Source organism: Variovorax trehalosi (assembly GCF_051216415.1).
Taxonomy (GTDB): domain Bacteria; phylum Pseudomonadota; class Gammaproteobacteria; order Burkholderiales; family Burkholderiaceae_C; genus Variovorax.
Genome location: NZ_JBPJZG010000006.1, coordinates 238090 through 262447 on the forward strand (window position 1 = coordinate 238090; position 24358 = coordinate 262447).

Annotated in this window: 20 protein-coding genes and 1 pseudogene; 15 read left to right on the top strand and 6 right to left on the bottom strand. The window is 65.2% G+C overall.

Translation table 11 applies throughout. The annotated features are described in order from the left end of the window. Nucleotides 1-41: 41 nt before the first annotated feature. Nucleotides 42-1067: pseudogene (locus ACSFA7_RS23115) on the bottom strand (ESPR-type extended signal peptide-containing protein); the annotation flags it as partial. A gap of 348 nt (nt 1068-1415) precedes the next feature. Between ACSFA7_RS23115 and ACSFA7_RS23120 the strand changes: the two are divergent. Continuing rightward, nucleotides 1416-2552, top strand: coding sequence for a DUF2827 domain-containing protein (locus tag ACSFA7_RS23120; RefSeq protein WP_435501525.1), 1137 nt, complete (start codon nt 1416-1418; stop codon nt 2550-2552). Nucleotides 2553-2567: 15 nt separating this feature from the next. Then, nucleotides 2568-3425: a hypothetical protein gene (locus ACSFA7_RS23125; protein ID WP_435501526.1), complete on the top strand. Its 858-nt coding sequence runs from the start codon at nt 2568-2570 to the stop codon at nt 3423-3425. A gap of 90 nt (nt 3426-3515) precedes the next feature. Here ACSFA7_RS23125 and ACSFA7_RS23130 read toward each other — a convergent pair whose 3' ends face one another. The 5 genes from ACSFA7_RS23130 to ACSFA7_RS23150 form a co-directional block, all read right to left on the bottom strand. Next, nucleotides 3516-6098: a bifunctional aconitate hydratase 2/2-methylisocitrate dehydratase gene (locus tag ACSFA7_RS23130; protein ID WP_435501527.1), complete on the bottom strand. Its 2583-nt coding sequence runs from the start codon at nt 6096-6098 to the stop codon at nt 3516-3518. A gap of 78 nt (nt 6099-6176) precedes the next feature. Beyond that, nucleotides 6177-6734, bottom strand: coding sequence for a hypothetical protein (locus tag ACSFA7_RS23135; protein ID WP_206177824.1), 558 nt, complete (start codon nt 6732-6734; stop codon nt 6177-6179). A gap of 38 nt (nt 6735-6772) precedes the next feature. Continuing rightward, complete coding sequence (locus ACSFA7_RS23140) at nt 6773-7771, bottom strand: HpcH/HpaI aldolase/citrate lyase family protein (RefSeq protein WP_435501528.1); 999 nt, start codon at nt 7769-7771, stop codon at nt 6773-6775. Continuing rightward, entirely contained in the window at nt 7768-8547 is a 780-nt protein-coding gene (gene tam / locus ACSFA7_RS23145; RefSeq protein WP_435501529.1) for a trans-aconitate 2-methyltransferase, read from the bottom strand. The genes ACSFA7_RS23140 and tam overlap by 4 nt, the downstream gene beginning before the upstream one ends. 20 nt (nt 8548-8567) lie before the next feature. Beyond that, nucleotides 8568-9554, bottom strand: a complete 987-nt coding sequence (locus ACSFA7_RS23150; RefSeq protein ID WP_042578072.1) for a malate dehydrogenase — start codon at nt 9552-9554, stop codon at nt 8568-8570. Between the two features lie 183 nt (nt 9555-9737). Here ACSFA7_RS23150 and ACSFA7_RS23155 point away from each other — a divergent pair, with 183 nt between their 5' ends. The 13 genes from ACSFA7_RS23155 to ACSFA7_RS23215 all read left to right on the top strand — a co-directional run bounded on the left by ACSFA7_RS23155 (nt 9738) and on the right by ACSFA7_RS23215 (nt 24334). After that, a complete protein-coding gene (locus tag ACSFA7_RS23155) occupies nt 9738-10496 on the top strand; it encodes a GntR family transcriptional regulator (protein WP_435501530.1) in 759 nt (252 codons plus the stop codon). Between the two features lie 226 nt (nt 10497-10722). After that, on the top strand, nt 10723-11169 hold the full coding sequence (gene sdhC / locus ACSFA7_RS23160; RefSeq protein ID WP_206177820.1) for a succinate dehydrogenase, cytochrome b556 subunit: 447 nt from the start codon (nt 10723-10725) through the stop codon (nt 11167-11169). A gap of 13 nt (nt 11170-11182) precedes the next feature. Then, nucleotides 11183-11548: a succinate dehydrogenase, hydrophobic membrane anchor protein gene (sdhD, locus tag ACSFA7_RS23165; RefSeq protein WP_206177819.1), complete on the top strand. Its 366-nt coding sequence runs from the start codon at nt 11183-11185 to the stop codon at nt 11546-11548. A 15-nt stretch (nt 11549-11563) separates the two neighbouring features. Next, on the top strand, nt 11564-13372 hold the full coding sequence (gene sdhA / locus ACSFA7_RS23170; RefSeq protein ID WP_206177818.1) for a succinate dehydrogenase flavoprotein subunit: 1809 nt from the start codon (nt 11564-11566) through the stop codon (nt 13370-13372). 47 nt (nt 13373-13419) lie between these two features. Further along, nucleotides 13420-14121 carry a succinate dehydrogenase iron-sulfur subunit gene (locus tag ACSFA7_RS23175; protein ID WP_042578077.1) on the top strand — a complete coding sequence of 234 codons (702 nt, stop codon included), beginning with the start codon at nt 13420-13422 and terminating at the stop codon, nt 14119-14121. A gap of 22 nt (nt 14122-14143) precedes the next feature. Next, entirely contained in the window at nt 14144-14458 is a 315-nt protein-coding gene (locus ACSFA7_RS23180; RefSeq protein ID WP_013540022.1) for an FAD assembly factor SdhE, read from the top strand. 24 nt (nt 14459-14482) lie between these two features. Further along, nucleotides 14483-15793, top strand: a complete 1311-nt coding sequence (gltA, locus tag ACSFA7_RS23185) for a citrate synthase (protein WP_198785651.1) — start codon at nt 14483-14485, stop codon at nt 15791-15793. Nucleotides 15794-15968: 175 nt separating this feature from the next. Next, complete coding sequence (locus ACSFA7_RS23190; RefSeq protein WP_435501531.1) at nt 15969-16913, top strand: LysR substrate-binding domain-containing protein; 945 nt, start codon at nt 15969-15971, stop codon at nt 16911-16913. A gap of 48 nt (nt 16914-16961) precedes the next feature. Continuing rightward, nucleotides 16962-18383 (top strand): 3-isopropylmalate dehydratase large subunit, encoded by a 1422-nt coding sequence (gene leuC, locus ACSFA7_RS23195; RefSeq protein ID WP_435501532.1) that lies wholly within the window; start codon nt 16962-16964, stop codon nt 18381-18383. Nucleotides 18384-18397: 14 nt separating this feature from the next. After that, nucleotides 18398-19048: a 3-isopropylmalate dehydratase small subunit gene (gene leuD, locus ACSFA7_RS23200; protein ID WP_307643342.1), complete on the top strand. Its 651-nt coding sequence runs from the start codon at nt 18398-18400 to the stop codon at nt 19046-19048. A 40-nt stretch (nt 19049-19088) separates the two neighbouring features. Then, the gene (gene leuB / locus ACSFA7_RS23205) at nt 19089-20177 is read left to right on the top strand and encodes a 3-isopropylmalate dehydrogenase (protein ID WP_435501533.1); all 1089 of its coding nucleotides are present in this window, start codon (nt 19089-19091) and stop codon (nt 20175-20177) included. A 90-nt stretch (nt 20178-20267) separates the two neighbouring features. Next, a complete protein-coding gene (asd, locus tag ACSFA7_RS23210) occupies nt 20268-21410 on the top strand; it encodes an aspartate-semialdehyde dehydrogenase (protein ID WP_435501534.1) in 1143 nt (380 codons plus the stop codon). 167 nt (nt 21411-21577) lie between these two features. Beyond that, nucleotides 21578-24334, top strand: coding sequence for a FimV/HubP family polar landmark protein (locus ACSFA7_RS23215; protein WP_435501535.1), 2757 nt, complete (start codon nt 21578-21580; stop codon nt 24332-24334). Nucleotides 24335-24358: the final 24 nt, after the last annotated feature.

Consider the following 24358-nt stretch of genomic DNA (forward strand, 5'->3'; position numbering starts at 1 on the left):
GCATTGGCGTTGTTGCCGAAAGCCGTCGCACCGCCACCGTTAGCCCTGGCGCCCACACCGACAGCCACCGCGTTGGTGCCACTGGCCAAGCTGTTCTGGCCGAAAGCCATCGCCCCCGAGCCCCCGGTGGCGTTGGCATTCTGGCCAATGGCAACACCCGATGACGCCGCAGCCGTCACGATGGATTCAGCGCCAATAGCAACCGAATTGGCAGCGAGCGCCCTGGCCGCTGCAGTCCCGCTGGCACCGATAGCCGTCGAGCCAACACCGCTTGCAGTTGCACCAGCACCCACCGCCGTCGCGTAATTGCTGGTCGCATTCGCGCCGACACCGATGGCCGAGGAATTGGTACCCGTCGCCCCCCCTTCATTGCCGCCGATGGCCAGGGAATTGGTGCCGCTTGCAACAGCTTGCCCGCCGATCGCCACTGCGTCCTGGGCCGAAGCCTTTGCACCGGTGCCGATTGCCATGGGATCACCGGCCGTCGTATTGGACGAAGCGGTTGAATTCGCGCCGATGGCGATGGACGTTCCGGAAGACACCGCAACCGCGTTGGCGTTCGCGCCCACCGCAATGCTGGTATTTCCACGTGCACGAGAGTTGAACCCCATGGCGACGCTGCTGATCCCGGAGGCTTGAGCCTGGTGCCCCATGGCAGTCGCCAATTGGCCTGCGAGCGCCGCCATGCCCACAGCCGTCCCACCTGCGCCGGTTACCGTCGTGAATGAGCCGAACAATGTCGCGCCCAGGAAGTTGCCGCCATTGGCGGAGCAACCTGCAACGGTAGACCAGACTCCGCTGCCGTCGATCGGGTTGCCGGTCGCTGGATAGGGCGTGCTTCCGTCCGGACCGGTACCGCCAGCAGTCGTGCAACTGCCAACCGGTGGGCCGATGATGATGGCATTCGCATCCCGCATCACACCGAGTGATGCGATGGCAATCGTTAGGGCAGTGGCCGACACTGCAAGGCGCGAACTGCTGCGCTTTCCTCGGGCAGATGTAACTTCGGACGCGGCCACCCATGCGCCGAGCGACTCGTTCCAGATACTTCTATATGACTTATTCATGTGCTTTTGCTCGTGGCGAATGGCCGATACGGATCGATCGAGAGAGCAACGGCCATCAGTGGACGAGAGCCGCTCAATACTCAGTCAGTCAGGCGCAACGTGCGCCAGCGTTTACAGGAACGCTGGAATGTACGCAGTCATTTACATTCCTGATGCGCTGCAGGAAAGCTAAAAGCACAGAGGATGATTTAGTTCACAAAAACTAACAATCGGGCACCCAACGCCGATCCAGGCCGTTGCCATCAAGAGACGGCGGATGCAGCCCAACCTAAAATCGCCAACCCTTCTTCCTCGCCTTTTTAGCCGCAGGCGGGCTGCACAGGCCAGGCGTCTCTCACACAACAAACAATGACCTCCAGCACCGGCCTGCGCATCGGCATCACCATCGGCCTCCACCACGAAGCCGAAACCCTCTGGAACAACGGCATCAAGCAGAACGCCGTGTTCCTGGCCGAAGCGCTCAAGCACTGCCCCAGCGTCGCCTCGGTCGTGCTGGTCAACACTACGGGCATCGCCATCACCGCCGCCCTGCCCTGGGACCAGTCCCGTTGGCCCACCGTGACCTTCGAGGCGGCCAAGGACAGCGTCGACGTTCTGATCGAGCTCGGCGGCCAGATCGACGGCGCGCAGACCGACTACCTGAAGCAGCGCGGCGCACGCCTCGTGTCGTACTGCTGCGGCTTCGAATACGTGCACGCCATGGAGTCGATGCTGTTCAACAAGCCCCTCTGGGGCCAGAACCTGTACATCAACCAGCGGTACGACGACATCTGGATGGTTCCGCAGGTCGCCAACATCAGCCAGCCGTTCTTCGAGGTGCTGCGCCGCACCGAGGCGCGCCCCGTGCCTTTCGTCTGGAGCCCGGTGTTCCTCGACGAGCGCACCCGCGCCTTGCCCGATGCCGGCGTGTACCAGCCGCGCAGCGGGCCGCGGCGGCTCAGCGTGATGGAGCCGAACATCAATGTCGTGAAGTTCTGCCTCTATCCGATCCTGATCGCCGAGCTGTCCTACCGCGCACGGCCCGACGCCATCGCCTTGCTGCAGGTCACCAATTCCGAACGAATGGCCAAGGAGAACATGGAATTCATCACGCTGATGAACCAGCTCGACCTGGTCCGCCAGCACAAGGCGGTGTTCCTGGGCCGGCATGAAACGCCCGTATTCCTGGCGCAGAACACCGACATCGTGGTCTCCCACCAGTGGGAGAACCCGCTCAACTACATCTACCTGGAAACCTGCTGGCAGGGCTACCCGCTGGTGCACAACGCCCACCTGTGCGCCGACCTCGGCTATTACTACCAGGGCAACGACGTGGCCGCGGGTAGCACCCGCGTGCTCGAAGCCATCGACACCCACGATGCGCAGGCGGCTGCCTACCGCGAGCGCCAGCGCGGCCTGATCGACCGCTACCTTCCCGGCAACGCAGCGGCCACGGAGGTCTACAACCAGCTGCTGCTCGGCCTGATGCAGCGTCCTGCCCGATGAACGGAATCCTTTTCCATGCTTGACCCCTCCGAACTCCGGCAGTTTTTTCCGGTGGTCGTGTCCCCCAGCCACGACGGCAAGTTCTTCCAGAACTATGTGACCTCGCTGCTGAACTTCGCCATCGAGTCCGAACGCGCCGGCATGCGCATGCAGGTGCTGTTCCATCAGGGCGAGAGCCTGGTCACGCGCGCGCGGAACAACTGCGTGGCCCAGTTCCTGGCCAATCCGAACTGGACGCACCTGTTCTGGATCGATGCCGACATCGGCTTCTCGGCGCAGGCCGCCTTCCGGCTGCTGCTGTCGGGCTACGACATCGCGGCCGGCGTCTATCCGCTCAAGCGCGAGAACTGGCCCGCCGAGGGCGTGCCGGCGGGCACGACACAGCAGCAGTTCGAAGCCACCTTCACGCGCTACACGGTCAATGCGAAGGCATCCGAGATCACCTCGCAGGTCGAGCTCGAAGTACAGCCCGATGGCTTCATGAAGATGACCGAGGCGCCCACCGGCTTCATGGTGATCAAGCGCACCGTGTTCGAACGCCTCATCGCAAGCTACCCCGAACTGAACTACGTGCCCGACAGCATCGGCGAGACCGACCAGGGCCTGCACTACCGCTTCTTCGACGTGATGGTCGACCCCGAGACGCGCCGCTACCTGTCGGAAGACTACGGTTTCTGCCGCCTGTGGTCGGGGCTGGGCGAGTCGATCTACATCGACGCGAACTCCAACCTGAGCCACCAGGGCGCCAAGATGTACCGCGGCGATTTCGCCAGCTCGCTGCTGACCTCGCTGCCGCACGCGGTGGGCGGTCCGGCCGGCGCGGCGATGGTGCTCAAGGGCCGGGAATATCTCCAGCCGAACCTGCCGGGATAACTTGGCAAGCGCCGCGCCCACGAAAAAGCCCCGCAGAGCGGGGCTTTTTCATTGGCTCGCCCCTGCCCGGGGCGAATCAACCAGATCAGATCAGGCCGCAGCCGTCTCCGCCACCTTGTAGTCGTCGATCTTGTCGAAGTTCAGGTATTGGTAGATCTGGCTGCTCGATGCATCGAGCACGCCCGTTGCGGCCATGTATTCCTCGCGCGTCGGGATGCGGCCCAGGCGCGAGCAGATCGCGGCCAGCTCGGCCGAGCCGAGGTACACGTTGGTGTTCTTGCCCAGGCGGTTCGGGAAGTTGCGGGTGCTGGTGGACATCACCGTCGCGCCTTCGCGCACCTGCGCCTGGTTGCCCATGCACAGCGAGCAGCCCGGCATTTCGGTGCGGGCGCCGGCATTGCCGAACACGCCGTAGTGGCCTTCTTCGGTGAGCTGCTGCGCGTCCATCTTGGTTGGCGGTGCGATCCACAGCTTGACCGGGATGTCGCGCTTGCCTTCGAGCAGCTTCGATGCGGCGCGGAAGTGGCCGATGTTGGTCATGCACGAACCGATGAACACTTCGTCGATCACGGCACCGGCCACGTCGCTCAGCGTCTTCACGTCGTCCGGATCGTTCGGGCAGGCCACGATGGGTTCGTGGATCTCGGCCAGGTCGATCTCGATGACGGCGGCGTAGTCGGCGTCGGCATCGCCCTTGAGCAGTTGCGGGTCCGCCAGCCAGGCTTCCTGCGCGGCAATGCGGCGCGCGAGCGTGCGGGCATCGGCGTAGCCTTCGGCAATCATCCACTTCATCAGCGTGATGTTGCTGTTGATGTACTCGATGATCGGTTCCTTGTTCAGGTGCACCGTGCAACCGGCGGCCGAACGTTCGGCCGAGGCGTCGCTCAGTTCGAAGGCTTGCTCCACCTTCAGGTCAGGCAGGCCTTCGATTTCGAGGATGCGGCCCGAGAAGATGTTCTTCTTGCCTTGCTTGGCGACCGTCAGCAGGCCCGACTTGATGGCGTACAGCGGAATCGCGTTGACCAGGTCACGCAGCGTGACGCCCGGCTGCATCTTGCCCTTGAAGCGCACCAGCACCGATTCGGGCATGTCCAGCGGCATCACGCCGGTGGCGGCCGCGAAGGCCACGAGGCCGGAGCCCGCGGGGAAGCTGATGCCGATGGGGAAACGAGTGTGGCTGTCGCCGCCCGTGCCCACGGTGTCGGGCGTCAGCAGACGGTTGAGCCAGGAATGGATCACGCCGTCGCCCGGGCGAAGCGAGACGCCGCCGCGGTTGGCCATGAACTCGGGGAGTTCGTGGTGCATCTTGACGTCGACCTTCTTCGGGTACGCCGCCGTGTGGCAGAACGACTGCATCACGAGGTCGGCCGAGAAGCCCAGGCACGCCAGGTCCTTCAGCTCGTCGCGCGTCATCGGGCCGGTGGTGTCCTGCGAGCCGACCGAGGTCATCTTGGGTTCGCAGTAGGTGCCCGGGCGCACGCCCGTGCCTTCGGGCAGGCCGCAGGCGCGGCCGACCATCTTCTGTGCGAGCGAGTAGCCCTTCTTGGTGTCGACCGGGCTGGTCGGCAGGCGGAACAGCGTCGAGACCGGCAGGCCCAGCGCTTCGCGCGCCTTGGCCGTGAGGCCGCGGCCGATGATCAGCGGAATGCGGCCGCCGGCGCGCACCTCGTCGAACAGCACGTCGCTCTTCACGGTGAATTCAGCGATGACCTTGCCGTCTTTCAGCGCCTTGCCTTCATAGGGACGCAGCTCGACCACGTCGCCCATGTTCATCTGCGTCACGTCGAGCTCGATCGGCAGCGCGCCCGAGTCTTCCATCGTGTTGTAGAAGATCGGCGCGATCTTGCCGCCGAGGCAGACGCCGCCGAAGCGCTTGTTCGGCACGAACGGGATGTCTTCGCCGGTGAACCACAGCACCGAGTTGGTGGCGCTCTTGCGCGACGAACCCGTGCCGACCACGTCGCCGGCGTAGGCCACGAGGTGGCCGCGCGCGCGCAGGTCTTCGATGAACTTCACCGGGCCGCGCTTGCCGTCTTCTTCCGGGATGATGCCGGGGCGTGCGTTCTTGTGCATCGCCAGGGCGTGCATCGGAATGTCGGGACGCGTCGTCGCATCGGGTGCGGGCGACAGGTCGTCGGTGTTGATTTCGCCAGCCACCTTGAAGATGCTGACGGTGATGCTCTCGGGCACTTCGGGGCGGCTGGTGAACCACTCGGCATCGGCCCAGCTCTGCAGCACGCCCTTGGCGTTGGCATTGCCCTTGTCGGCCTTTTCCTTGACGTCGTGGAACTGGTCGAACATCAACAGGGTTTTCTTCAGGCCTTCGGCCGCCGTGCTGCCTACTTCGGCGTCGTCCAGCAGATCGATCATGGGGCTGATGTTGTAGCCGCCGAGCATGGTGCCGAGCAGTTCGGTGGCACGTGCGCGCGAGAGGAACACGCTCTTCTCGGTGCCATGTGCCACGGCGGCGAGGTAGCTCGCCTTGACCTTGGCCGCGTCGTCCACGCCGGCGGGCACGCGATAGGTGAGCAGGTCCAGCAGGAAGGCGCCGTCCTTTTCCTTCGCGCTCTTGAGGAGCTCGATCGCTTCAGAGGTCTGCTTCGCGCTCAGAGGCAGCGGCGGGATACCGAGCGCGGCGCGTTCGGCAACATGGTCAACGTAGGCTTGCAACATCTTCTTTTCTCCGGAAACTGGGCTGGCGGGCATGCAGCGCGGCAAGCAAGAGCCGCGCCGCATCCCTGGTGGGGGCTCTTACTTCTTGGCCGGGTCGGCGCCTTCGAAAAGGCTCTTCGGCGGGTTCTTCTTCATTTCTTCGGCAAAGGCGACCTGGGCGGCCGTCTGGCATTCGTCGGCGATACGCAGACCGGCCTTCTGGTTCATCAGCATCGACTTGTTGCCCAGCTGGAGCCACATGGCACCGGCACGCGGGTCTTCGAGGCGGATGGCGCCGGTGCGGCTTTCGACCGGGTGCATGCGGTACTTCAGGCCCTTGGTGGTCACGTTGAAGAAGCCGGGCTTCTTCTCGTCTTCGGTGACAGTGACGTCGGCGCCGAGTTCGCACTGGGCCTTGCCGGTGGACACGCGCTTGGCGACTTCCAGGTCGGCGTCGGTGAGCACGACGTTGGTTTCGTCGGCGATCGGCGTGACTTCCTCGACGGCCTTGGCCGCCTTGCGGGTGACTTGGCGCTTGGGCGGGGCCTTCTTGGCTTCGGTGGACTTCGCGGCCGGCTTGGCGGGCGCCGCCGTCTGTGCCATGGCACCGAACGGCAGAGCCAGGGCCACTGCGGCGATCAGGGCAATTTTCTTCATGTGAGGGTTTCCTTGAGGCTGGGTTCGAAGGTTTCGTTTCAGGAGGCCGCGAATGCAAACCAGGCTTTCGCCTCGGAGGGCAACGCGCGCCCTGTTGCGTGGGCGCGCGTCAGAACCTGCCAGAAGTGGCGGTAGCTCGCGCGGTCGTGCAATGTGCCATCAATTTGTGTCGGCGCCCAATCAGCGGCTGAGGCTTTTGCAATGATTTGTGTAGCAATCTGGATTTGCGCCTCGTCGGGCGCGAAGGCCTCGAGGATGGGGCGGATCTGGTTCGGATGGATGCTCCACATGCGCGTGTAGCCGAACTCGGTGGCCGCTTTGCGGGCCGCGGTGCGCATCGCGCCGGTGTCGTTGAACTCGGTCACCACGCAGTGCGACGGCACTTTGCCGTAGGCATGCGCCGCAGAGGCGATGGCCAGCTTGGCGCGCACCACCAGCGGATGGGTGAACTGGCCGGCCGCGCCCATGCCGTCGGCGGGAATGGCACCGGCATGCGCCGACACGAAATCCATCAGGCCGAAGCTCAGCGATTGCACGCGCGGATGCGCGGCGATTTCGAAGGCGTTGTGCACGGCCAGGGGCGATTCGATCAGCACGTGCAAGGGCAGCGAATCGGCATCGGCCGCTTCGAGCGCGGCGACGGCCTGCAATACATCGGCCACCGATTCGACCTTGGGCACCATCAGATGGCTCAGGCGCTGGCCGGCGCGTCCGGCAATGATGATCACGTCGCCAGCGAAGGCCGGGTGGTCGACCGGGTGCACGCGCACGCCGACGCGCATGCCGGGCTTCGCCGCCAGCGCCAGTTCCGTGACGAGCGCGGCATGCTCGGCCTCGCCGCCCACTGGGGCGCCGTCTTCGCAATCGAGGGTGACGTCGAACACGCAGGCGCCGAACTCCTCGGCCATCTCGGCCTGGAGCGCGAGGCTCTTCTTCATGCGCGCTTCGACGCCGCTGTAGTGGTCGCACACGGGCAATGTCACGGCGCCGGCTTGCGCGCCGAGCAGCACTTCACCTGGGTGGACCGTTTTCGTCATGCTTTTTTCTGCGCCACGATGAACATGCGCGGAAACGCGAGCAGCCGCTTGCCGTCGGTGCGTGCCGGATAGGCCTCGTTCACGCGGCGCTCGTATTCAGCGAGGTAGCTCGCCTGCAGGTCGGGCGGCAGCCGATCGACGAAGGGTTTCAGGCCCGTACTGCGCACCCATTCGACGATGGAAGCGGCGTCGGCCATTCGGTGCTGGTAGATCGTGTGCCAGACGTCGACGTTGGCCGCATGCGGCGCCAGCAAGTCGTAATAGCCGCCGAGCGGCAGCAGCTTGGTGCGCAGCTTGTCGGCATCGCCGATGGGTTCAGCCCAGGGCGCTTCGGCGGCCAGCGCGCGCATCAGGCGGTGCGTGGGTTCCTGCCGGTTGTCGGGCATCTGGACGGCGAGCACGCCGCCCGGGGCCAGTGCGTCGAACAGGCGAGGGATCAGCGTTTCGTGATCCGGCACCCATTGCAGGGACGCATTGGCATAAATGAGGTCGGGCGCTTGGTCTTGCGGCGCCCAGGTCGCGATATCACTCAGCTCGAAGCGCGCGCCGGGCAGGCGCTCGCGCGCGCTGACCAGCATGGCTTCGGAGTTGTCGGTCCCCAGGGCCTGCGCCTTCGGGAACCGGTTGACCAGCAGGTCGGTGGAGTTACCCGGACCGCAACCGAGGTCGACCACAAGGCCGGCCTCGGCCAGAGGCACCCGCGCCAGGAGCTCCTGTGCAGGTCTTGTGCGCTCGTCCTCGTAGCGACGGTAGAGCGCAGGGTTCCAGTCGAGCATGCTGGGCTGGCCTTGGCTTCTTACAGCAGGTGGGCCACGCCGGCGCGTTCGCCTTCGAGTTCTTCGAGGGTCTTGTTGATGCGCTCCTGGCTGAATGCATCGATCTCGAGGCCTTCGACCAGCTTGTATTCACCGTTTTCGCAGGTGACCGGGAAGCCGAACATCACGTCCTTCGGAATGCCGTACTGGCCGTCCGATGGGATGCCCATCGTGACCCACTTGCCGTTGGTGCCCAGGGCCCAGTCGCGCATGTGGTCGATGGCGGCGTTGGCGGCCGAAGCAGCCGACGACAGGCCGCGTGCTTCGATGATGGCCGCGCCGCGCTTGCCGACGGTCGGCAGGAAGGTGTTGGCGTTCCATTCCTGGTCGTTGATCATCTTGGCGACGCTTTCGCCGTTGATCGTGGCGAAGCGGTAGTCGGCGTACATCGTGGGCGAGTGGTTGCCCCAGACGGTGAGCTTTTCGATGTCGGCCACGGCCTTGCCGGTCTTGGCGGCGATCTGGCTGGCGGCACGGTTGTGGTCCAGGCGCAGCATGGCTGTGAAGTTCTTGCGCGGCAGGTCGGGCGCGCTCTTCATGGCGATGTAGGCGTTGGTGTTGGCGGGGTTGCCGACCACGAGCACCTTGACGTTGCGGCTGGCGACAGCGTTGAGGGCCTTGCCTTGCGCGGTGAAGATGGCACCGTTGACGGCCAGCAGCTCGGCGCGTTCCATGCCAGGGCCGCGGGGACGCGAACCGACCAGGAGGGCGTAGTCGGCGTCCTTGAAGGCGGTCATCGGGTCGCCGTGGGCTTCCATGCCGGCCAAGAGCGGGAAGGCGCAGTCGTCCAGTTCCATCATCACGCCCTTGAGCGCCTTCTGGGCCTTCTCGTCGGGGATTTCAAGCAGTTGCAGGATGACCGGCTGGTCTTTGCCGAGCATTTCGCCGGATGCGATACGGAACAACAGGGCGTAACCGATTTGACCGGCGGCACCGGTGACGGCAACGCGGACGGGCTTTTTGCTCATGGGAAGACTCCAGAAGGTGATGAAACGGTGTCGGCGCTCTCGTGGGGCGCCAAGGTCCGACGGGGGAAACAGTGTCCCGCGGCGCGAGACCGGCCCGCATTTTAAGCCGATTCAATGAGCCCCGTCTTATGTCTTATATAAGATATCCTCGGGGGCACCGCCACGGCGCACCCCACCGCTGCCATGAACACCCCCGCCGCCCTCGACGAGCCCGCGACGCCGTCCTTCAGTCCGCTCTACCAGCAGATCAAGACATTGATCCTGCAGAGCCTGCAGGCGGGCGAGTGGAAGCCGGGCGAACCCATTCCGAGCGAGATGGACCTGGCCGTGCGCTTTCGCGTGAGCCAGGGCACGGTGCGCAAGGCCATCGACGAACTGTCGGCCGAAAACCTGGTGGTCCGCCGCCAGGGCAAAGGCACCTTCGTGGCCACGCATGCCGAGCAGCATGTGCAGTACCGCTTCCTCAAGCTGGTGCCCGACGCCGGCGACCCGAACACCGAAGGCCCCGCGGACCGCACCATCGTCGACTGCAAGCGCCTGCGCGCATCGGCCGACGTGGCCCGGGCGCTCGGCCTTCGCACCGGCGACGCCGTGCTGCAGGTACGCCGCGTGCTCGCCTATGCGGGCGTGCCGACCATCCTCGAAGACCTCTGGTTGCCCGGCACGCCCTTCAAGGGACTCACGGCCGAACGGCTGCGCGCCTGGCCCGGCCCGATGTATTCGCTCTTCGAAACCGAGTTCGGCGTGCGCATGGTGCGCGCCGAAGAAAAAATCCGTGCGGTGCTGCCCGATGCGGAGCAAGCTGCGCTGCTCGCGGTGACGCTGCAGATGCCGCTGCTCAGCGTGGAGCGCGTGGCGCATACGTACCACGACATGCCGATGGAACTGCGCCGCGGGCTCTATCGCACCGACACGCACCACTACAGGAACCAACTGGGCTGAAGTCGATGCAGATGAGGTTCAAACTCCAAGGCGGTGCAACCCGCGTGCAGCGTACGCAATGCGCTACGAAGTCAATAGCATCCGACTGCAACGGTGCGCCGACTCGGGCGCGTCCGCTGTCCGATGGTGCATTGCAATAGAATTTTGCGTTGTTTGCATTTCCGCATAAGAAACAAAAGCGTTCGCTCTCAGAACAAGCCATCCAAGCCACGAAAGCCCTTCCCCCATGTCAGAGCTTGCAACTCCCCCCCGGCCACCGCGTCGCGAATTCCGAAACATCAATGCGTTCACCGATCTCACGACCTACCGGCTCCCGCCGGCCGGCATCGTGTCGATCCTGCACCGCGTCAGCGGCGTGCTGATGTTCCTGCTGCTGCCGTTCATCATCTGGATGTTCGACACCTCGCTCTCTTCGGACTACTCGTTCGCCAAGTTCAAGGCCGCGTTCAACAGCGGCCTTGGTTTCGTTCCGGGATGGTTCTTCAAGCTCGTCGCGCTGGCGCTGATCTGGGCCTACCTGCACCACTTCATCGCCGGGCTGCGCCACCTCTGGATGGACGTGAGCCATGCCGCGGTGACCAAGGAATTCGGCCACACCTCGGCCGTCGTCACGCTGGCACTGAGCGTCTTGCTCACCCTGGTGCTCGGCGCCAAGCTGTTCGGTTTTTACTGAGAAGGAGCCACCCATGTCTGTGAATTACGGCTCCAAGCGCATCGTCGTCGGCGCTCATTACGGTTTGCGCGACTGGCTCAGCCAGCGCATCACGGGCGGCCTGATGGCGCTCTTCACGATCATCCTGCTCGCTCAGCTGATCTTCACGCGCGGCCCCATCGGCTACGACCTCTGGGCCGGCATCTTCGCCGCGCAGTGGATGAAGGTGCTGACCTTCTCCGTGATCGTCGCCCTGCTCTATCACGTGTGGGTCGGCATGCGCGACGTGTGGATGGACTACGTCCAGCCTGTCGGCATCCGTCTCGTGCTGCAAATTTTCACCATCGTCTGGCTTGTCGGTTGTGCGGGTTGGGCCATTCAAGTGCTTTGGAAGATCTGACCTGACATCCCCACCATGACCTACACAAAAGAACAAATCACCAAGCGCAAGTTCGACGTCGTGATCGTCGGCGCCGGCGGCTCCGGCATGCGCGCCTCGCTGCAACTCGCGCGCGCCGGCCTCAACGTGGCCGTGCTCTCCAAGGTGTTCCCGACCCGTTCGCACACCGTCGCCGCGCAAGGCGGCGTGGGCGCGTCGCTCGGCAACATGAGCGAGGACAACTGGCACTACCACTTCTACGACACGATCAAGGGTTCCGACTGGCTCGGCGACCAGGATGCGATCGAGTTCATGTGCCGCGAAGCCCCGAAGGTCGTATACGAGCTCGAACACTTCGGCATGCCTTTCGACCGCAACCCCGACGGCACGATCTACCAGCGTCCCTTCGGCGGCCACACGGCCAACTACGGCGAGAAGCCCGTGCAGCGCGCCTGCGCCGCGGCCGACCGCACCGGCCACGCGATGCTGCACACGCTCTATCAAAAGAACGTCGAAGCGCGCACGCAATTTTTTGTCGAATGGATGGCGCTGGACCTCATCCGTGACGATGAAGGCGACGTGGTCGGCGTGACCGCGCTCGAAATGGAAACCGGCGACCTGCACATCCTGCAGGCCAAGACCGTGCTGCTGGCCACCGGCGGCGCAGGCCGCATCTTCCAGGCTTCGACCAATGCCTTCATCAACACCGGCGACGGCCTGGGCATGGCCGCGCGCTCGGGCATTCCTCTGCAGGACATGGAGTTCTGGCAGTTCCACCCGACCGGCGTGGCCGGCGCGGGCGTGCTGCTGACCGAAGGCTGCCGCGGCGAAGGCGCCATCCTGCTCAACAGCAACGGCGAACGCTTCATGGAGCGCTATGCGCCCACGCTGAAGGACCTGGCACCGCGCGACTTCGTCTCGCGCTCCATGGACCAGGAAATCAAGGAAGGCCGAGGCTGCGGTCCCAACAAGGACTACGTGCTGCTCAAGCTCGACCACCTGGGCGCCGACACCATCCACAAGCGCCTGCCCTCGGTGTACGAAATCGGCGTCAACTTCGCCAACGTCGACATCACGAAGGAACCGATTCCCGTGGTGCCGACCATCCACTACCAGATGGGCGGCATTCCGACCAACATCAACGGCCAGGTCGTCATCCAGAAGGGTGAAGACAACAGCGCCGTGGTGAACGGCCTCTACGCGGTGGGCGAATGCTCCTGCGTGAGCGTGCACGGCGCGAACCGCCTGGGCACCAACTCGCTGCTCGACTTGCTGGTGTTCGGCCGCGCGGCCGGCAACCACATCGTCGAGTTCAACGACAAGCTGAAGGAACACAAGGACCTGCCCAAGGATGCGGCCGACCGCACGCTGGAGCGCCTGAACCGCCTCGAATCGACCACCACCGGCGAATACGCGCAGGACGTGGCCGGCGAGATCCGCGCCGTCATGCAGCAACACGCCGCCGTGTTCCGCAAGCAAGCCTCGATGGACGAAGGCGTGGTCAAGATCGCCGCCGTGCGCGAGCGCGTCAATTCGATCGGCCTGAAGGACAAGTCCAAGGTGTTCAACACCGCCCGCATCGAAGCACTGGAAGTCGACAACCTGATCGAAGTGGCGCAGGCCACGATGGTCTCGGCCGCCGCCCGCCGCGAATGCCGCGGCGCCCACACGGTGGAAGACTACGAGCGTCCCGCGGACGATCCGGTCGCACCGCTGGGCCGCGACGATGCCAACTGGATGAAGCACACGCTCTGGTACAGCCAGGACAACCGCCTCTCGTACAAGCCGGTCAAGCTGCAGCCGCTCACGGTGGCCTCGGTTCCGCCGAAGGTCCGCACGTTCTAAGTCACGGCTAACAGTCAGCCAATAAAAGCATTCACAAGGTCACTACGATGAAGCGCACATTCCAGATCTACCGCTACGACCCGGACAAGGACGCCAAGCCCTACATGCAGACGGTCGAGATCGAACTCGACGGCCACGAACGCATGCTGCTGGACGCCCTGATGAAGCTCAAGGCACAAGACCCGACGCTGTCGTTCCGTCGCTCGTGCCGCGAAGGCGTCTGCGGTTCCGACGCGATGAACATCAACGGCAAGAACGGCCTGGCCTGTCTCACCAACATGCTCACGCTCAAGGGCACGATCGTGTTGAAGCCGCTGCCGGGCCTGCCGGTCATTCGCGACCTGATCGTGGACATGACGCAGTTCTTCAAGCAGTACAACTCGATCAAGCCGTACCTGCAGAACGACAACGTGCCGCCCGAGAAGGAGCGCCTGCAATCGCCCGAAGAGCGCGAAGAGCTCAACGGCCTGTACGAGTGCATCCTTTGCGCGAGCTGCTCCACGAGCTGCCCGAGCTTCTGGTGGAACCCCGACAAGTTCGTCGGCCCGGCAGGCCTCTTGCAGGCCTACCGCTTCATCGCCGACAGCCGCGACGAAGCCACCGCCGAGCGCCTGGACAACCTGGAAGACCCGTACCGCCTGTTCCGCTGCCACACGATCATGAACTGCGTGGACGTGTGCCCGAAGAGCCTGAACCCCACCAAGGCCATCGGCAAGATCAAGGAATTGATGGTGCGTCGCGCCATCTGATCCTTCTTCGAGAAATCACCCTATGCAAACCGCCGACGAACTCCAGCAGCCGCTCAGCGAACGTGCGCTGAGCAAGCTGAAATGGCGTTGCCGGCGCGGCCTGCTCGAAAACGACCTGTTCATCGCCCGCTTCTTCGAGCGGCACGAATCCCACATGACCAACGGTCAGGCGGGAGCGATGGAGACATTGATGGACCTGTCGGACAACGACCTCCTCGACCTTTTGCTGCGCAGGAAGGAGCCCGAGCCCGAATGGGCCGGTGCCGAGGTGGTCGCATTGCTGCAATTGATGCGCACCGACGGCGCCCAGCGCCCCGCAATCTCTCCTTCGTCCTGAATCCTCCTCTGAAAGTAAATCGAAATGAAAGCATCCGATACCAAGGCCACGCTGTCGTTCAGCAACGGCGGCGACAGCGTCGAACTGCCGATCTACAAGGGCACCGTCGGTCCCGACGTGATCGACATCCGCAAGCTGTACGCACAGACCGGCATGTTCACCTATGACCCGGGCTTCATGTCGACCGCCGCCTGTCAGTCGGCCATCACGTACATCGATGGCGACAAGGGCGAGCTGCTGTACCGCGGCTACCCGATCGAGCAGCTCGCGACCAACTGCGACTTCCTGGAAACCTGCCACTTGCTGCTGTACGGCGAACTGCCCGACGCGCCCAAGAAGGCCAACTTCACCAAGCTCGTGACGAACCACACGATGGTGAACGAGCAGATGCAGTTCTTCCTGCGCGGCTTCCGCCGTGATGCCCATCCGATGGCCATCATGACCGGCCTGGTGGGCGCGCTGTCGGCCTTCTATCACGACAGCACGGACATCAACAATCCCGAGCACCGCGAGATCGCCGCGATCCGCCTGATCGCGAAGATGCCCACGCTCGTGGCCATGGCCTACAAGTACACGATCGGCCAGCCGTACATGTACCCGAAGAACGACCTGAGCTACGCCGGCAACTTCCTGCACATGATGTTCGCCACGCCGTGCGAGGAGTACAAGGTGAACCCGGTGCTCGAGCGCGCGCTCGACCGCATCTTCATCCTGCACGCAGACCACGAGCAGAACGCCTCGACCTCGACCGTGCGCCTGTGCGGCTCGTCGGGCACCAACCCCTTCGCGGCGATTGCGGCCGGCGTGGCCTGCCTCTGGGGCCCGGCCCACGGCGGCGCCAACGAAGCGGCGCTCAACATGCTCTACGACATCCAGAAGGAAGGCGGAGTGGAGAAGATCGGCGAGTTCATCAAGAAGGTCAAGGACAAGAACTCGAACGTCAAGCTCATGGGCTTCGGCCACCGCGTGTACAAGAACTACGACCCGCGCGCCAAGCTGATGCAGGAAACCTGCAACGAAGTGCTGACCGAGCTGGGCCTGGAACAAGACCCGCTCTTCAAGCTGGCCAAGGAACTGGAAAAGATCGCCCTCGAAGACGAGTACTTCGTCTCGCGCAAGCTCTACCCGAACGTCGACTTCTACTCGGGCATCGTGCAGCGCGCCATCGGCATCCCGGTGCCGCTGTTCACCGCAATCTTCGCGCTGGCCCGCACGGTCGGCTGGATCGCCCAGCTGAACGAAATGATCGGCGACCCCGAGTACAAGATCGGCCGCCCACGCCAGCTGTTCGAAGGCTCGCCCAAGCGCGACGTGAAGCCGATTTCGGCCCGCTGAGCGGTTCGCAAAACCCTCGCTCCTCAAAAAGCTGCCTTCGGGCAGCTTTTTTATTGCCCATTCGGCACGCCCCTCTTCGCGGGCCGGCAGCAAGGCCATCTCAGATGACGATGACAATGGCTCGAAAACGGTTAGAAAATAGCCAACTCATCGCAAAACGCGATGCCCAAGCCCCATGAGCACGTCCGAACGCAACTTTGCCCGTCGCATCGACCTCACGTCGTTGCAGTTGTTCGTGGCCGTGTGCGAACTGGGCAGCATCGGGCGCGCGGCGGAGCGCGAATTCATCGCGGCCTCGGCGATCAGCAAACGGCTGTCGGACCTCGAAGCCACGCTCGGCACCACCCTGCTCTACCGTCACGCGCGCGGCGTCGACCTCACGCCGGCCGGCGAAAGCCTCCTGCACCACGCCCGCTCGGTGCTCTACAGCCTCGAGAAGATGCAGGGCGAGCTCAGCGAATACGCCGATGGCGTGCGCGGCCATGTGCGGGTGCACGCCAACATCTCGGCCATCGTGCAGTTCCTGCCCGAGGACCTGGGCGTTTTCACGCGGGCGCATGAAGCCATCAAGATCGACCTCGAGGAGCACCTGAGCAGCGAGGTGATCCGCGCGGTGCAGGAAGGCGCGGCCGACCTCGGCGTGTGCCATGTGGCGGGCGGCGCGGGCGAGCTGCAGAGCCTGTCGTACCGGCACGACCGCCTCGCGCTGATCGTTCCCACGGGGCATCCGCTCGCGTCGCACGACGCCGTCGACTTCATCGACTCGCTCGACTTCGACCACGTCGGCTTGCACACCAACAGCTCGATCTACGTCGCGATGCACGAGGCGGCGCTGGGCGCCGGGCGCAGCGTCAAGCTGCGCATCCACGTCACCGGCCTGGACGCCATGTGCCGGATGATCGAAAACGGCCTGGGCATAGGCGTGATGCCGCAGCGGGCCTTCGAACTCATGCAGGACGGCATCGGCCGCGGCCTTGCAAGCGTGACGCTCAACGACGCCTGGGCGGCGCGCGAGATCCGCCTGGTGGCGCGCGACTTCTCCACCTTGCCGGTGGCGGCGCGCACGCTGGTGAACCACCTGCATGCCGCCGCCGACACAACAGAACAGCTCGCGGCCTAGACCGCATAGACAGACAATCCATTTCCCCACGAAAGACAAGAGACCGACATGGCACGCACGCTCTACGACAAGATCTGGGACGAACACGTCGTCCACACCGAGGAAGACGGCACCGCGATCCTCTACATCGACCGCCACCTGGTGCACGAGGTCACCAGCCCGCAAGCCTTCGAAGGCCTGCGCGAAGCCGGCCGGAAGCTCTGGCGCATCAGCTCGGTCGTCGCCACGGCCGACCACAACACGCCGACCACCGGCTGGGAGCGCGGCTACGAAGGCATCGCCGACCCGACCAGCAAGGAACAGGTCACCACGCTGGACAAGAACATCGCCGAATTCGGCGCCGCCGCGTTCTTTCCGTTCCTGAGCAAGCGCCAGGGCATCGTGCACGTGATCGGACCCGAGTCGGGCGCCACGCTGCCTGGCATGACCGTCGTCTGCGGCGACTCGCACACCTCCACGCACGGCGCGTTCGGCGCGCTCGCGCACGGCATCGGCACCAGCGAGGTCGAGCACGTCATGGCCACGCAGACGCTGCTGGGCAAGAAGGCGAAGAACATGCTCGTGAAGGTCGAAGGCAAGCTGCCTTTGGGCTGCACCGCCAAGGACATCGTGCTGGCCATCATCGGCAAGATCGGCACCGCCGGCGGCACGGGCTACACCATCGAGTTCGCCGGCTCCGCGATTCGCGAGCTAAGCATGGAAGGCCGCATGACGGTCTGCAACATGGCCATCGAGGCCGGCGCGCGCGCGGGCCTCGTGGCGGTCGACGAAAAGACCATCAGCTACATCAAGGGTCGCCCGCTCGCACCCAACGGCGTGGAGTGGGAACAGGCCGCGGCCTACTGGCGCACGCTGCAGTCCGACCCCGGCGCGAACTTCGACGCCGTGGTCGAGCTCGACGCCGCGCAGATCCCGCCGCAGGTCACCTGGGGCACTTCGCCCGAAATGGTGGTCGACATCAACGGCCGCGTGCCCGATCCCGACAAGGAAAAGGACGCCAGCAAGCGCGGCGCCATCGAGCGCGCGCTGGTCTACATGGGCCTGGAGCCGAACAAGGCGATGAACGACATCTTCATCGACAAGGTGTTCATCGGCTCGTGCACCAACAGCCGCATCGAGGACATGCGCGAAGCCGCTGCCGTGGTGAAGAAACTCGGCCAGAAGGTCGCGAAGAACGTGAAGCTCGCGATGGTCGTGCCCGGCTCGGGCGTGGTGAAGGAACAGGCGGAGCGCGAAGGCCTGGACCTGATCTTCAAGGCCGCGGGCTTCGAATGGCGCGAGCCCGGCTGCTCGATGTGCCTGGCGATGAACGCCGACCGGCTGGAACCCGGCGAGCGCTGCGCATCGACCTCGAACCGCAACTTCGAAGGCCGCCAGGGCGCCGGTGGCCGCACCCACCTCGTGAGCCCGGCCATGGCCGCCGCCGCTGCCGTGCACGGCCACTTCGTCGACGTGCGCACCTTCGCCTGATCTGGAGACATCACATGCAGAAATTCACCGTGCACAAGGGCCTCGTGGCCCCCATGGACCGCGAGAACGTCGACACCGACGCGATCATTCCCAAGCAGTTCCTCAAGTCGATCAAGAAGACCGGCTTCGGTGTGAACCTGTTCGACGAATGGCGCTACCTGGACGCCGGCTTTCCGGGCCAGGACCCGGCCAGCCGCAAGCCGAACCCGGACTTCGTGCTGAACCAGCCGCGCTACGCGGGCGCCTCCGTGCTGCTGGCGCGCAAGAACTTCGGCTGCGGCTCCTCGCGCGAACACGCACCGTGGGCGCTCGACCAGTACGGCTTTCGCGCGATCATCGCGCCGAGCTACGCGGACATCTTCTTCAACAACAGCTTCAAGAACGGCCTGCTGCCGATCGTGCTGAGCGAGGCGCAAGTGGCGCAGCTGTTCGACGAGGCCTTCGCCTTCCCGGGCTATTCGCTGACCATCGACCTGGAGCGCCAGGTGGTCGTGAAGCCGGACGGCGGCGAGCTCGCGTTCGACGTGCAGGCCTTCCGCAAGTACTGCCTGATCAACGGGCTGGACGACATCGGCCTCACGCTGCGCCACAAGGACAAGATCAAGGCCTTCGAGACCGAGCGCCTGGCGCAGAAGCCCTGGCTCGCGCACACGATGATCTCGTGATCACCCGCACCATTTCCGTATTCAAACCTCAGACCAACTTATGAAAATCGCAGTTCTCCCGGGTGACGGCATCGGCACCGAAATCGTGGCGGAAGCCGTCAAGGTGCTCGACGTGCTCGACCTGAAGTTCGAGATGGAATCGGCGCTGGTCGGCGGCGCGGCGTACGAGGCGCACGGTCATCCGCTGCCCGAATCGACGCTCAAGCTCGCCAAGGAATCCGACGCGGTGCTGTTCGGCGCGGTCGGCGACTGGAAGTACGACAAGCTCGACCGGCCGCTGCGCCCCGAGCAGGCCATCCTGGGACTGCGCAAGAACCTGGGGCTGTTCGCGAATTTCCGCCCGGCGATCTGCTACGAGCAACTGGTGGACGCGTCGAGCCTGAAGCCCGAGCTGATCGCGGGCCTGGACATCCTCATCATTCGCGAGCTGACCGGCGACATCTACTTCGGCCAGCCGCGCGGCCGCCGCACCGCGGTGGACGGGCACTTCCCCGGCGCCGAGGAAGCCTTCGACACGATGCGCTACTCGCGCCCCGAGGTCGAGCGCATCGCCCGCGTCGCCTTCGAGGCGGCCCGCAAGCGCAGCAAGCGCGTGACCAGCGTGGACAAGAACAACGTGCTGGAAACCTCGCAGCTGTGGAAAGACGTGATGCTCGACGTCGCGAAGGAATATCCGGACGTCGAACTCGACCACATGCTGGTCGACAACGCGGCCATGCAGCTCGTGAAGGCACCCAAGAAGTTCGACGTGGTGGTCACCGGCAACATGTTCGGCGACATCCTCTCGGACGAGGCCGCGATGCTCACCGGCTCGATCGGCATGCTGCCCTCGGCGTCGCTCAATTCGAGCAACCAGGGCCTGTACGAGCCCAGCCACGGCAGCGCGCCTGACATTGCCGGCAAAGGGGTTGCCAATCCTTTGGCTACAATCCTGTCCGCTGCCATGATGCTCCGCTTTTCACTCAACCAGCCCGAAGCTGCCGACCGTATCGAGTCGGGGGTCAAGGACGTGCTCGCTTCCGGCTTGCGCACGGGTGACATCTGGTCAGAAGGTACGAAGCGCGTCGGCACCCGCGAAATGGGCGACGCGGTCGTTGCAGCAATCACCAAAAAGACGATTACCGGCTAACCGCAGCCCGCTTCGTCACGCCCCTCCCCGGCTCGACGAGTCGGGGGCAAGAAAAGACAACTTTTTTCTTTTTCATAAGGGCAAACTGAAATGGCGAACGCATCTCAACCTCTGGTCGGCCTCGTAGGCTGGCGCGGCATGGTCGGCTCGGTCCTGATGGACCGCATGCAGGCCGAAGGCGACTTCGGGCTCATCGAACCGGTGTTCTTCTCGACGTCCAACGCCGGCGGCAAGGCCCCGGCGATGGCCAAGAACGAAACCGCGCTGAAGGATGCGAACGACATCGACGCCCTGAAGAAGTGCGACATCGTCATCACCTGCCAGGGCGGCGACTACACCAGCGAAGTCTTCCCCAAGCTGCGCGCCGCCGGCTGGACCGGCCACTGGATCGACGCCGCCTCCACCCTGCGCATGCAGGACGACGCGGTCATCGTGCTGGACCCGGTGAACCTGCCGGTGATCCAGAACGCGCTCACCAACGGCGGCAAGAACTGGATCGGCGGCAATTGCACCGTGAGTTGCATGCTCATGGGTGTGGGCGCCCTCTACAAGGCCGGCCTGGTCGAGTGGATGACCAGCATGACCTACCAGGCAGCCTCGGGCGGCGGCGCGCAGCACATGCGCGAACTGCTGACCCAGTTCGGCACCCTCAACACCGAAGTACGCGCCCTGCTGGACGACCCCAAGTCGGCCATTCTCGAAATCGACCGCAAGGTGCTGCACAAGCAGCAGAACCTGAGCGCCGCGGAAACCACCAACTTCGGCGCACCGCTGGGCGGCTCGCTGATCCCCTGGATCGACAAGGACCTGGGCGACGGCATGTCCAAGGAAGAGTGGAAGGCCGGCGCCGAAACCAACAAGATCCTCGGCCAGGGCGCGGGCTTCGGCACTGCCGCCGTGCCGGTCGACGGTTTCTGCGTGCGCATCGGCGCCATGCGCTGCCACAGCCAGGCGCTGACCTTCAAGCTCAAGAAGGACGTGCCCGTGGCCGACATCGAATCGCTGATCGCCGCGGACAACCCGTGGGCCAGCGTGGTGCCGAACACCCGCGAAGCGACCCTGAAGGACCTGACGCCGGTGGCCGTGACGGGCACCATGAACATCCCGGTCGGCCGCATCCGCAAGCTGGCGATGGGCCCCGAGTACGTCGGCGCCTTCACCATCGGCGACCAGTTGCTGTGGGGTGCCGCAGAACCGCTGCGCCGCATGCTGCGCATCCTGCTCGAAGCCTGATGCGGGGTCGCTCAGGCCTCCGAATTCCGGATTGTTGCTGTTTGGCAACGAAAAGTGTGTTCGTAAGTATGCGCGCACTGGGTAGAACAGGCGCATTGCCTTGTCAGCCCGGGGTGATGATGCTAACGTCCTCTTACAAATTCTGGGCCTGAGCCGCCCCTATCAGCATGACAAGACATCTGTTGCCCGCGGCCCGCCCATCGGCCGTTCGCCCCTCCCCGTCGTCCAGCGGTTGGCGCCTTTCCATCCTGGGTGCGGCCGCCGCCGTGGCCCTGGGAATGGCCAGCACCGACGCCAGCGCGTTCACGTTGGGACAACTGAAGGTGCAATCGGCTCTGGGCGAACCGCTGCGTGCCGAGATCGACGTGACCGAAATTGCCGCTGCCGAAGCGGACGGCCTGAAGATCAACATCGCCACCGCCGAAGCCTTCAAGAACGCAGGCATCCCCTACAACTCGGCATTGGGCGACGTCAAGGCGACGCTGCAGCGCCGTGCAGGCGGCCAGTACGTGGTGCGCCTGAGCGGCAGCCGCCCGCTCAGCGACCCCTTCATCGACCTGCTGCTCGAAGCCAACGGCTCCTCGGGCCGCATCGTCCGCGACTACACCGTGCTGCTCGATCCGCCGGTCACGCGACAGGCAGCGGCACCGGTCGTACCGATCGCCCCTCAGATCAGCACCCCGGTCGAGCGCCCTGCCGTCGCGGCAGCCCGCGCACGCCGCGAACGCGCTGCGGCCGCCGCGTCTGCAGCGCCGCCAGTTGCCGCAGCACCTGCACCCACCGCCCCGGCCACCGCTCCCGCAGCGGCAGCAACCGCCCCCCGCGCAGGCGGCGAACAAGTCACCGTGCAGCGTGGCGATACCGCCGGCAAGATCGCCGGCGCCCACAAGCCGGCCGACGTGTCGCTCGACCAGATGCTGGTCGCCCTGCTGCTCGCCAATCCCGACGCGTTCATTGGCGGCAACGTCAACCGCATCAAGGCAGGCGCCGTGCTCGAACTGCCGGGCACCACCGAGGCGAGCGCTGTTCCCGCCGCCGAGGCACGCCGAACGGTCACCGCGCAAAGCCGCGATTTCGGCAACTACCGCCAGCGCCTCGCAGAGAACGCGCCAACGTCGAACGTTGCCGCCGCCAGCCGCAAGGCCTCGGGCAAGCTGCAAGCGAACGTCGAAGACCGCAATGCAGCGGCCAGCGCGCCCGACAAGCTCACGATTTCGCAAGGCAGCGCCTCCACCCGCGCAGCCGACGAAAAGGTCGCGCAGGCCCGCCAGGCGCAGGAAAGCAGCAACCGTGTGGCGGAGCTGTCCAAGAACATCAGCGACCTGAACAAGCTCAAGGCGGGCGCCGGCTCGTCGGCACCCGCCGCAGCACCAGCGCCTGCGGCACCGGGCATCCCCGTTCCGACGCCCTCCACCAGCGCCACCACGGCACCGCCGGTCGCCGCCAACCCTGCGCCTGCAGTCGTTGTGCCCGCACCTGCCGCAGCACCCGCCCCCGCAGTGGCAGCCGCCGCACCGGCTGCGCCGACGCCTGAAGCAACGGTCGCCGCGCCCGTGCCGGCAGCCGAACCCAATGCCACGCCACCGGCCGCCGACGCAGCAGCAGCAGCCCCCACGGCGGCAGCCAGCGCCGCAGTAGCCGCGCCTGCACCGGCTGCCGCACCGAAGCCGGTGGTCAAGGCCGCTCCGCCCCCGCCGCCGGAACGCGGTTTCTTCGAAGAGCTGCTCGACAACCCGTTGATGCTCGCCGGCGCCGCGCTGATCGCGCTGCTGATCGGCTTCCTGCTGTACCGCGTGCTGGGCCGCCGGCGCGAGGAAATGAGCGAAAGCGTGTTCCTCGAGAGCCGCATCCCGAAGGATTCGTTCTTCGGCGCCAGCGGCGGTGAATCGGTCGACACCAAGCACCGCGGCGACTCCAGCGTGTCGTCGCTGTCGTACTCGCCGAGCCAGCTCGATGCGGGCGATGTCGACCCCGTTGCCGAGGCCGACGTCTACCTGGCCTACGGCCGCGACCTGCAGGCCGAGGAAATCCTTCGCGAAGCGCTGCGCCTGAACCCGGACCGCACCGCCATCCACCTCAAGCTGCTCGAGATCCATGCCAAGCGCCGCGACGTGCGCGCCTACGAAGGCCTGGCCACCGAAGTGCACAAGCTGACCGGCGGCTCGGGTTCCGACTGGAACCGCGTGGTCGACATGGGCAAGGACCTCGATCCGGGCAACCCGCTGTACGAATCGGGCACCCCCCGCAGCGCGAGCCAGGCCGAAACGGCTGCCTTCGCGGGCGCCCTGGCATCCGCCGCCAAACCGCCGGTCGCCGCAGTGCCGACGCCCGTTGCACCGCCGCCGATCGCCTCGGCCCCGCCGCCGGCCTTCGTGCCCTCGGTGGCACCGCTGGACTTCGACCTGGATCTGAGCCAACCGGCGCCGCTGGCACCGGCACCAAGCCACGCACCGGTCGGCGCCAGCCTGCCAAAGTCGGCGTATGCACCCGCTCCGACGACGGCACGCCCCGCAGCGCCGCTGTCCAATGGCCATGCGGCACCGCCCGTCGATCTCGAGAACGATTTCGATACGGCCCCCGGCGCCCTGACGCCCAATACGCGCCCCTTGAACCTGAACGATGCGGACAACACGCGTCCGGCCACGCTGCGCAATGCGCTGCCGGCCGACTCGGGCTTCATCGAGTTCGACATGAGCGCACTGGCAGGCCTGCCGGCCCGCGGTGCGTCCGAACCGGCACGCGCCGCCAGCGCGCTCGACGACGAAGGCGAAGACAGCCCCCACGCCGTCAAGCTCTCGCTGGCTCGCGAACTGCAGGCCATCGGCGACGTCGAAGGCGCCCGCTCGCTGGTCGAGGAAGTCGAAGCCGAAAGCGCCGGCGACCTCAAGTCGCAAGCCAAGCAACTGCTCGCGGAACTGCGCTGAGCCCTTGCTGTTTCCGTTCCTGAA

Bases quoted from the DNA above. Each gene is read 5' to 3' on its own strand.
- sdhC (WP_206177820.1), top strand. From the start codon at position 10,723: ATGTCAGAGCTTGCAACTCCCCCCCGGCCACCGCGTCGCGAATTCCGA.
- tam (WP_435501529.1), bottom strand. From the start codon at position 8,547: ATGCTCGACTGGAACCCTGCGCTCTACCGTCGCTACGAGGACGAGCGC.
- asd (WP_435501534.1), top strand. From the start codon at position 20,268: ATGGCGAACGCATCTCAACCTCTGGTCGGCCTCGTAGGCTGGCGCGGC.
- ACSFA7_RS23125 (WP_435501526.1), top strand. From the start codon at position 2,568: ATGCTTGACCCCTCCGAACTCCGGCAGTTTTTTCCGGTGGTCGTGTCC.
- ACSFA7_RS23140 (WP_435501528.1), bottom strand. From the start codon at position 7,771: ATGACGAAAACGGTCCACCCAGGTGAAGTGCTGCTCGGCGCGCAAGCC.
- leuB (WP_435501533.1), top strand. From the start codon at position 19,089: ATGAAAATCGCAGTTCTCCCGGGTGACGGCATCGGCACCGAAATCGTG.
- ACSFA7_RS23175 (WP_042578077.1), top strand. From the start codon at position 13,420: ATGAAGCGCACATTCCAGATCTACCGCTACGACCCGGACAAGGACGCC.
- sdhA (WP_206177818.1), top strand. From the start codon at position 11,564: ATGACCTACACAAAAGAACAAATCACCAAGCGCAAGTTCGACGTCGTG.
- leuC (WP_435501532.1), top strand. From the start codon at position 16,962: ATGGCACGCACGCTCTACGACAAGATCTGGGACGAACACGTCGTCCAC.
- sdhD (WP_206177819.1), top strand. From the start codon at position 11,183: ATGTCTGTGAATTACGGCTCCAAGCGCATCGTCGTCGGCGCTCATTAC.
- ACSFA7_RS23180 (WP_013540022.1), top strand. From the start codon at position 14,144: ATGCAAACCGCCGACGAACTCCAGCAGCCGCTCAGCGAACGTGCGCTG.
- ACSFA7_RS23190 (WP_435501531.1), top strand. From the start codon at position 15,969: ATGAGCACGTCCGAACGCAACTTTGCCCGTCGCATCGACCTCACGTCG.
- ACSFA7_RS23130 (WP_435501527.1), bottom strand. From the start codon at position 6,098: ATGTTGCAAGCCTACGTTGACCATGTTGCCGAACGCGCCGCGCTCGGT.
- ACSFA7_RS23135 (WP_206177824.1), bottom strand. From the start codon at position 6,734: ATGAAGAAAATTGCCCTGATCGCCGCAGTGGCCCTGGCTCTGCCGTTC.
- ACSFA7_RS23155 (WP_435501530.1), top strand. From the start codon at position 9,738: ATGAACACCCCCGCCGCCCTCGACGAGCCCGCGACGCCGTCCTTCAGT.
- ACSFA7_RS23150 (WP_042578072.1), bottom strand. From the start codon at position 9,554: ATGAGCAAAAAGCCCGTCCGCGTTGCCGTCACCGGTGCCGCCGGTCAA.
- ACSFA7_RS23120 (WP_435501525.1), top strand. From the start codon at position 1,416: ATGACCTCCAGCACCGGCCTGCGCATCGGCATCACCATCGGCCTCCAC.
- ACSFA7_RS23215 (WP_435501535.1), top strand. From the start codon at position 21,578: ATGACAAGACATCTGTTGCCCGCGGCCCGCCCATCGGCCGTTCGCCCC.
- leuD (WP_307643342.1), top strand. From the start codon at position 18,398: ATGCAGAAATTCACCGTGCACAAGGGCCTCGTGGCCCCCATGGACCGC.
- gltA (WP_198785651.1), top strand. From the start codon at position 14,483: ATGAAAGCATCCGATACCAAGGCCACGCTGTCGTTCAGCAACGGCGGC.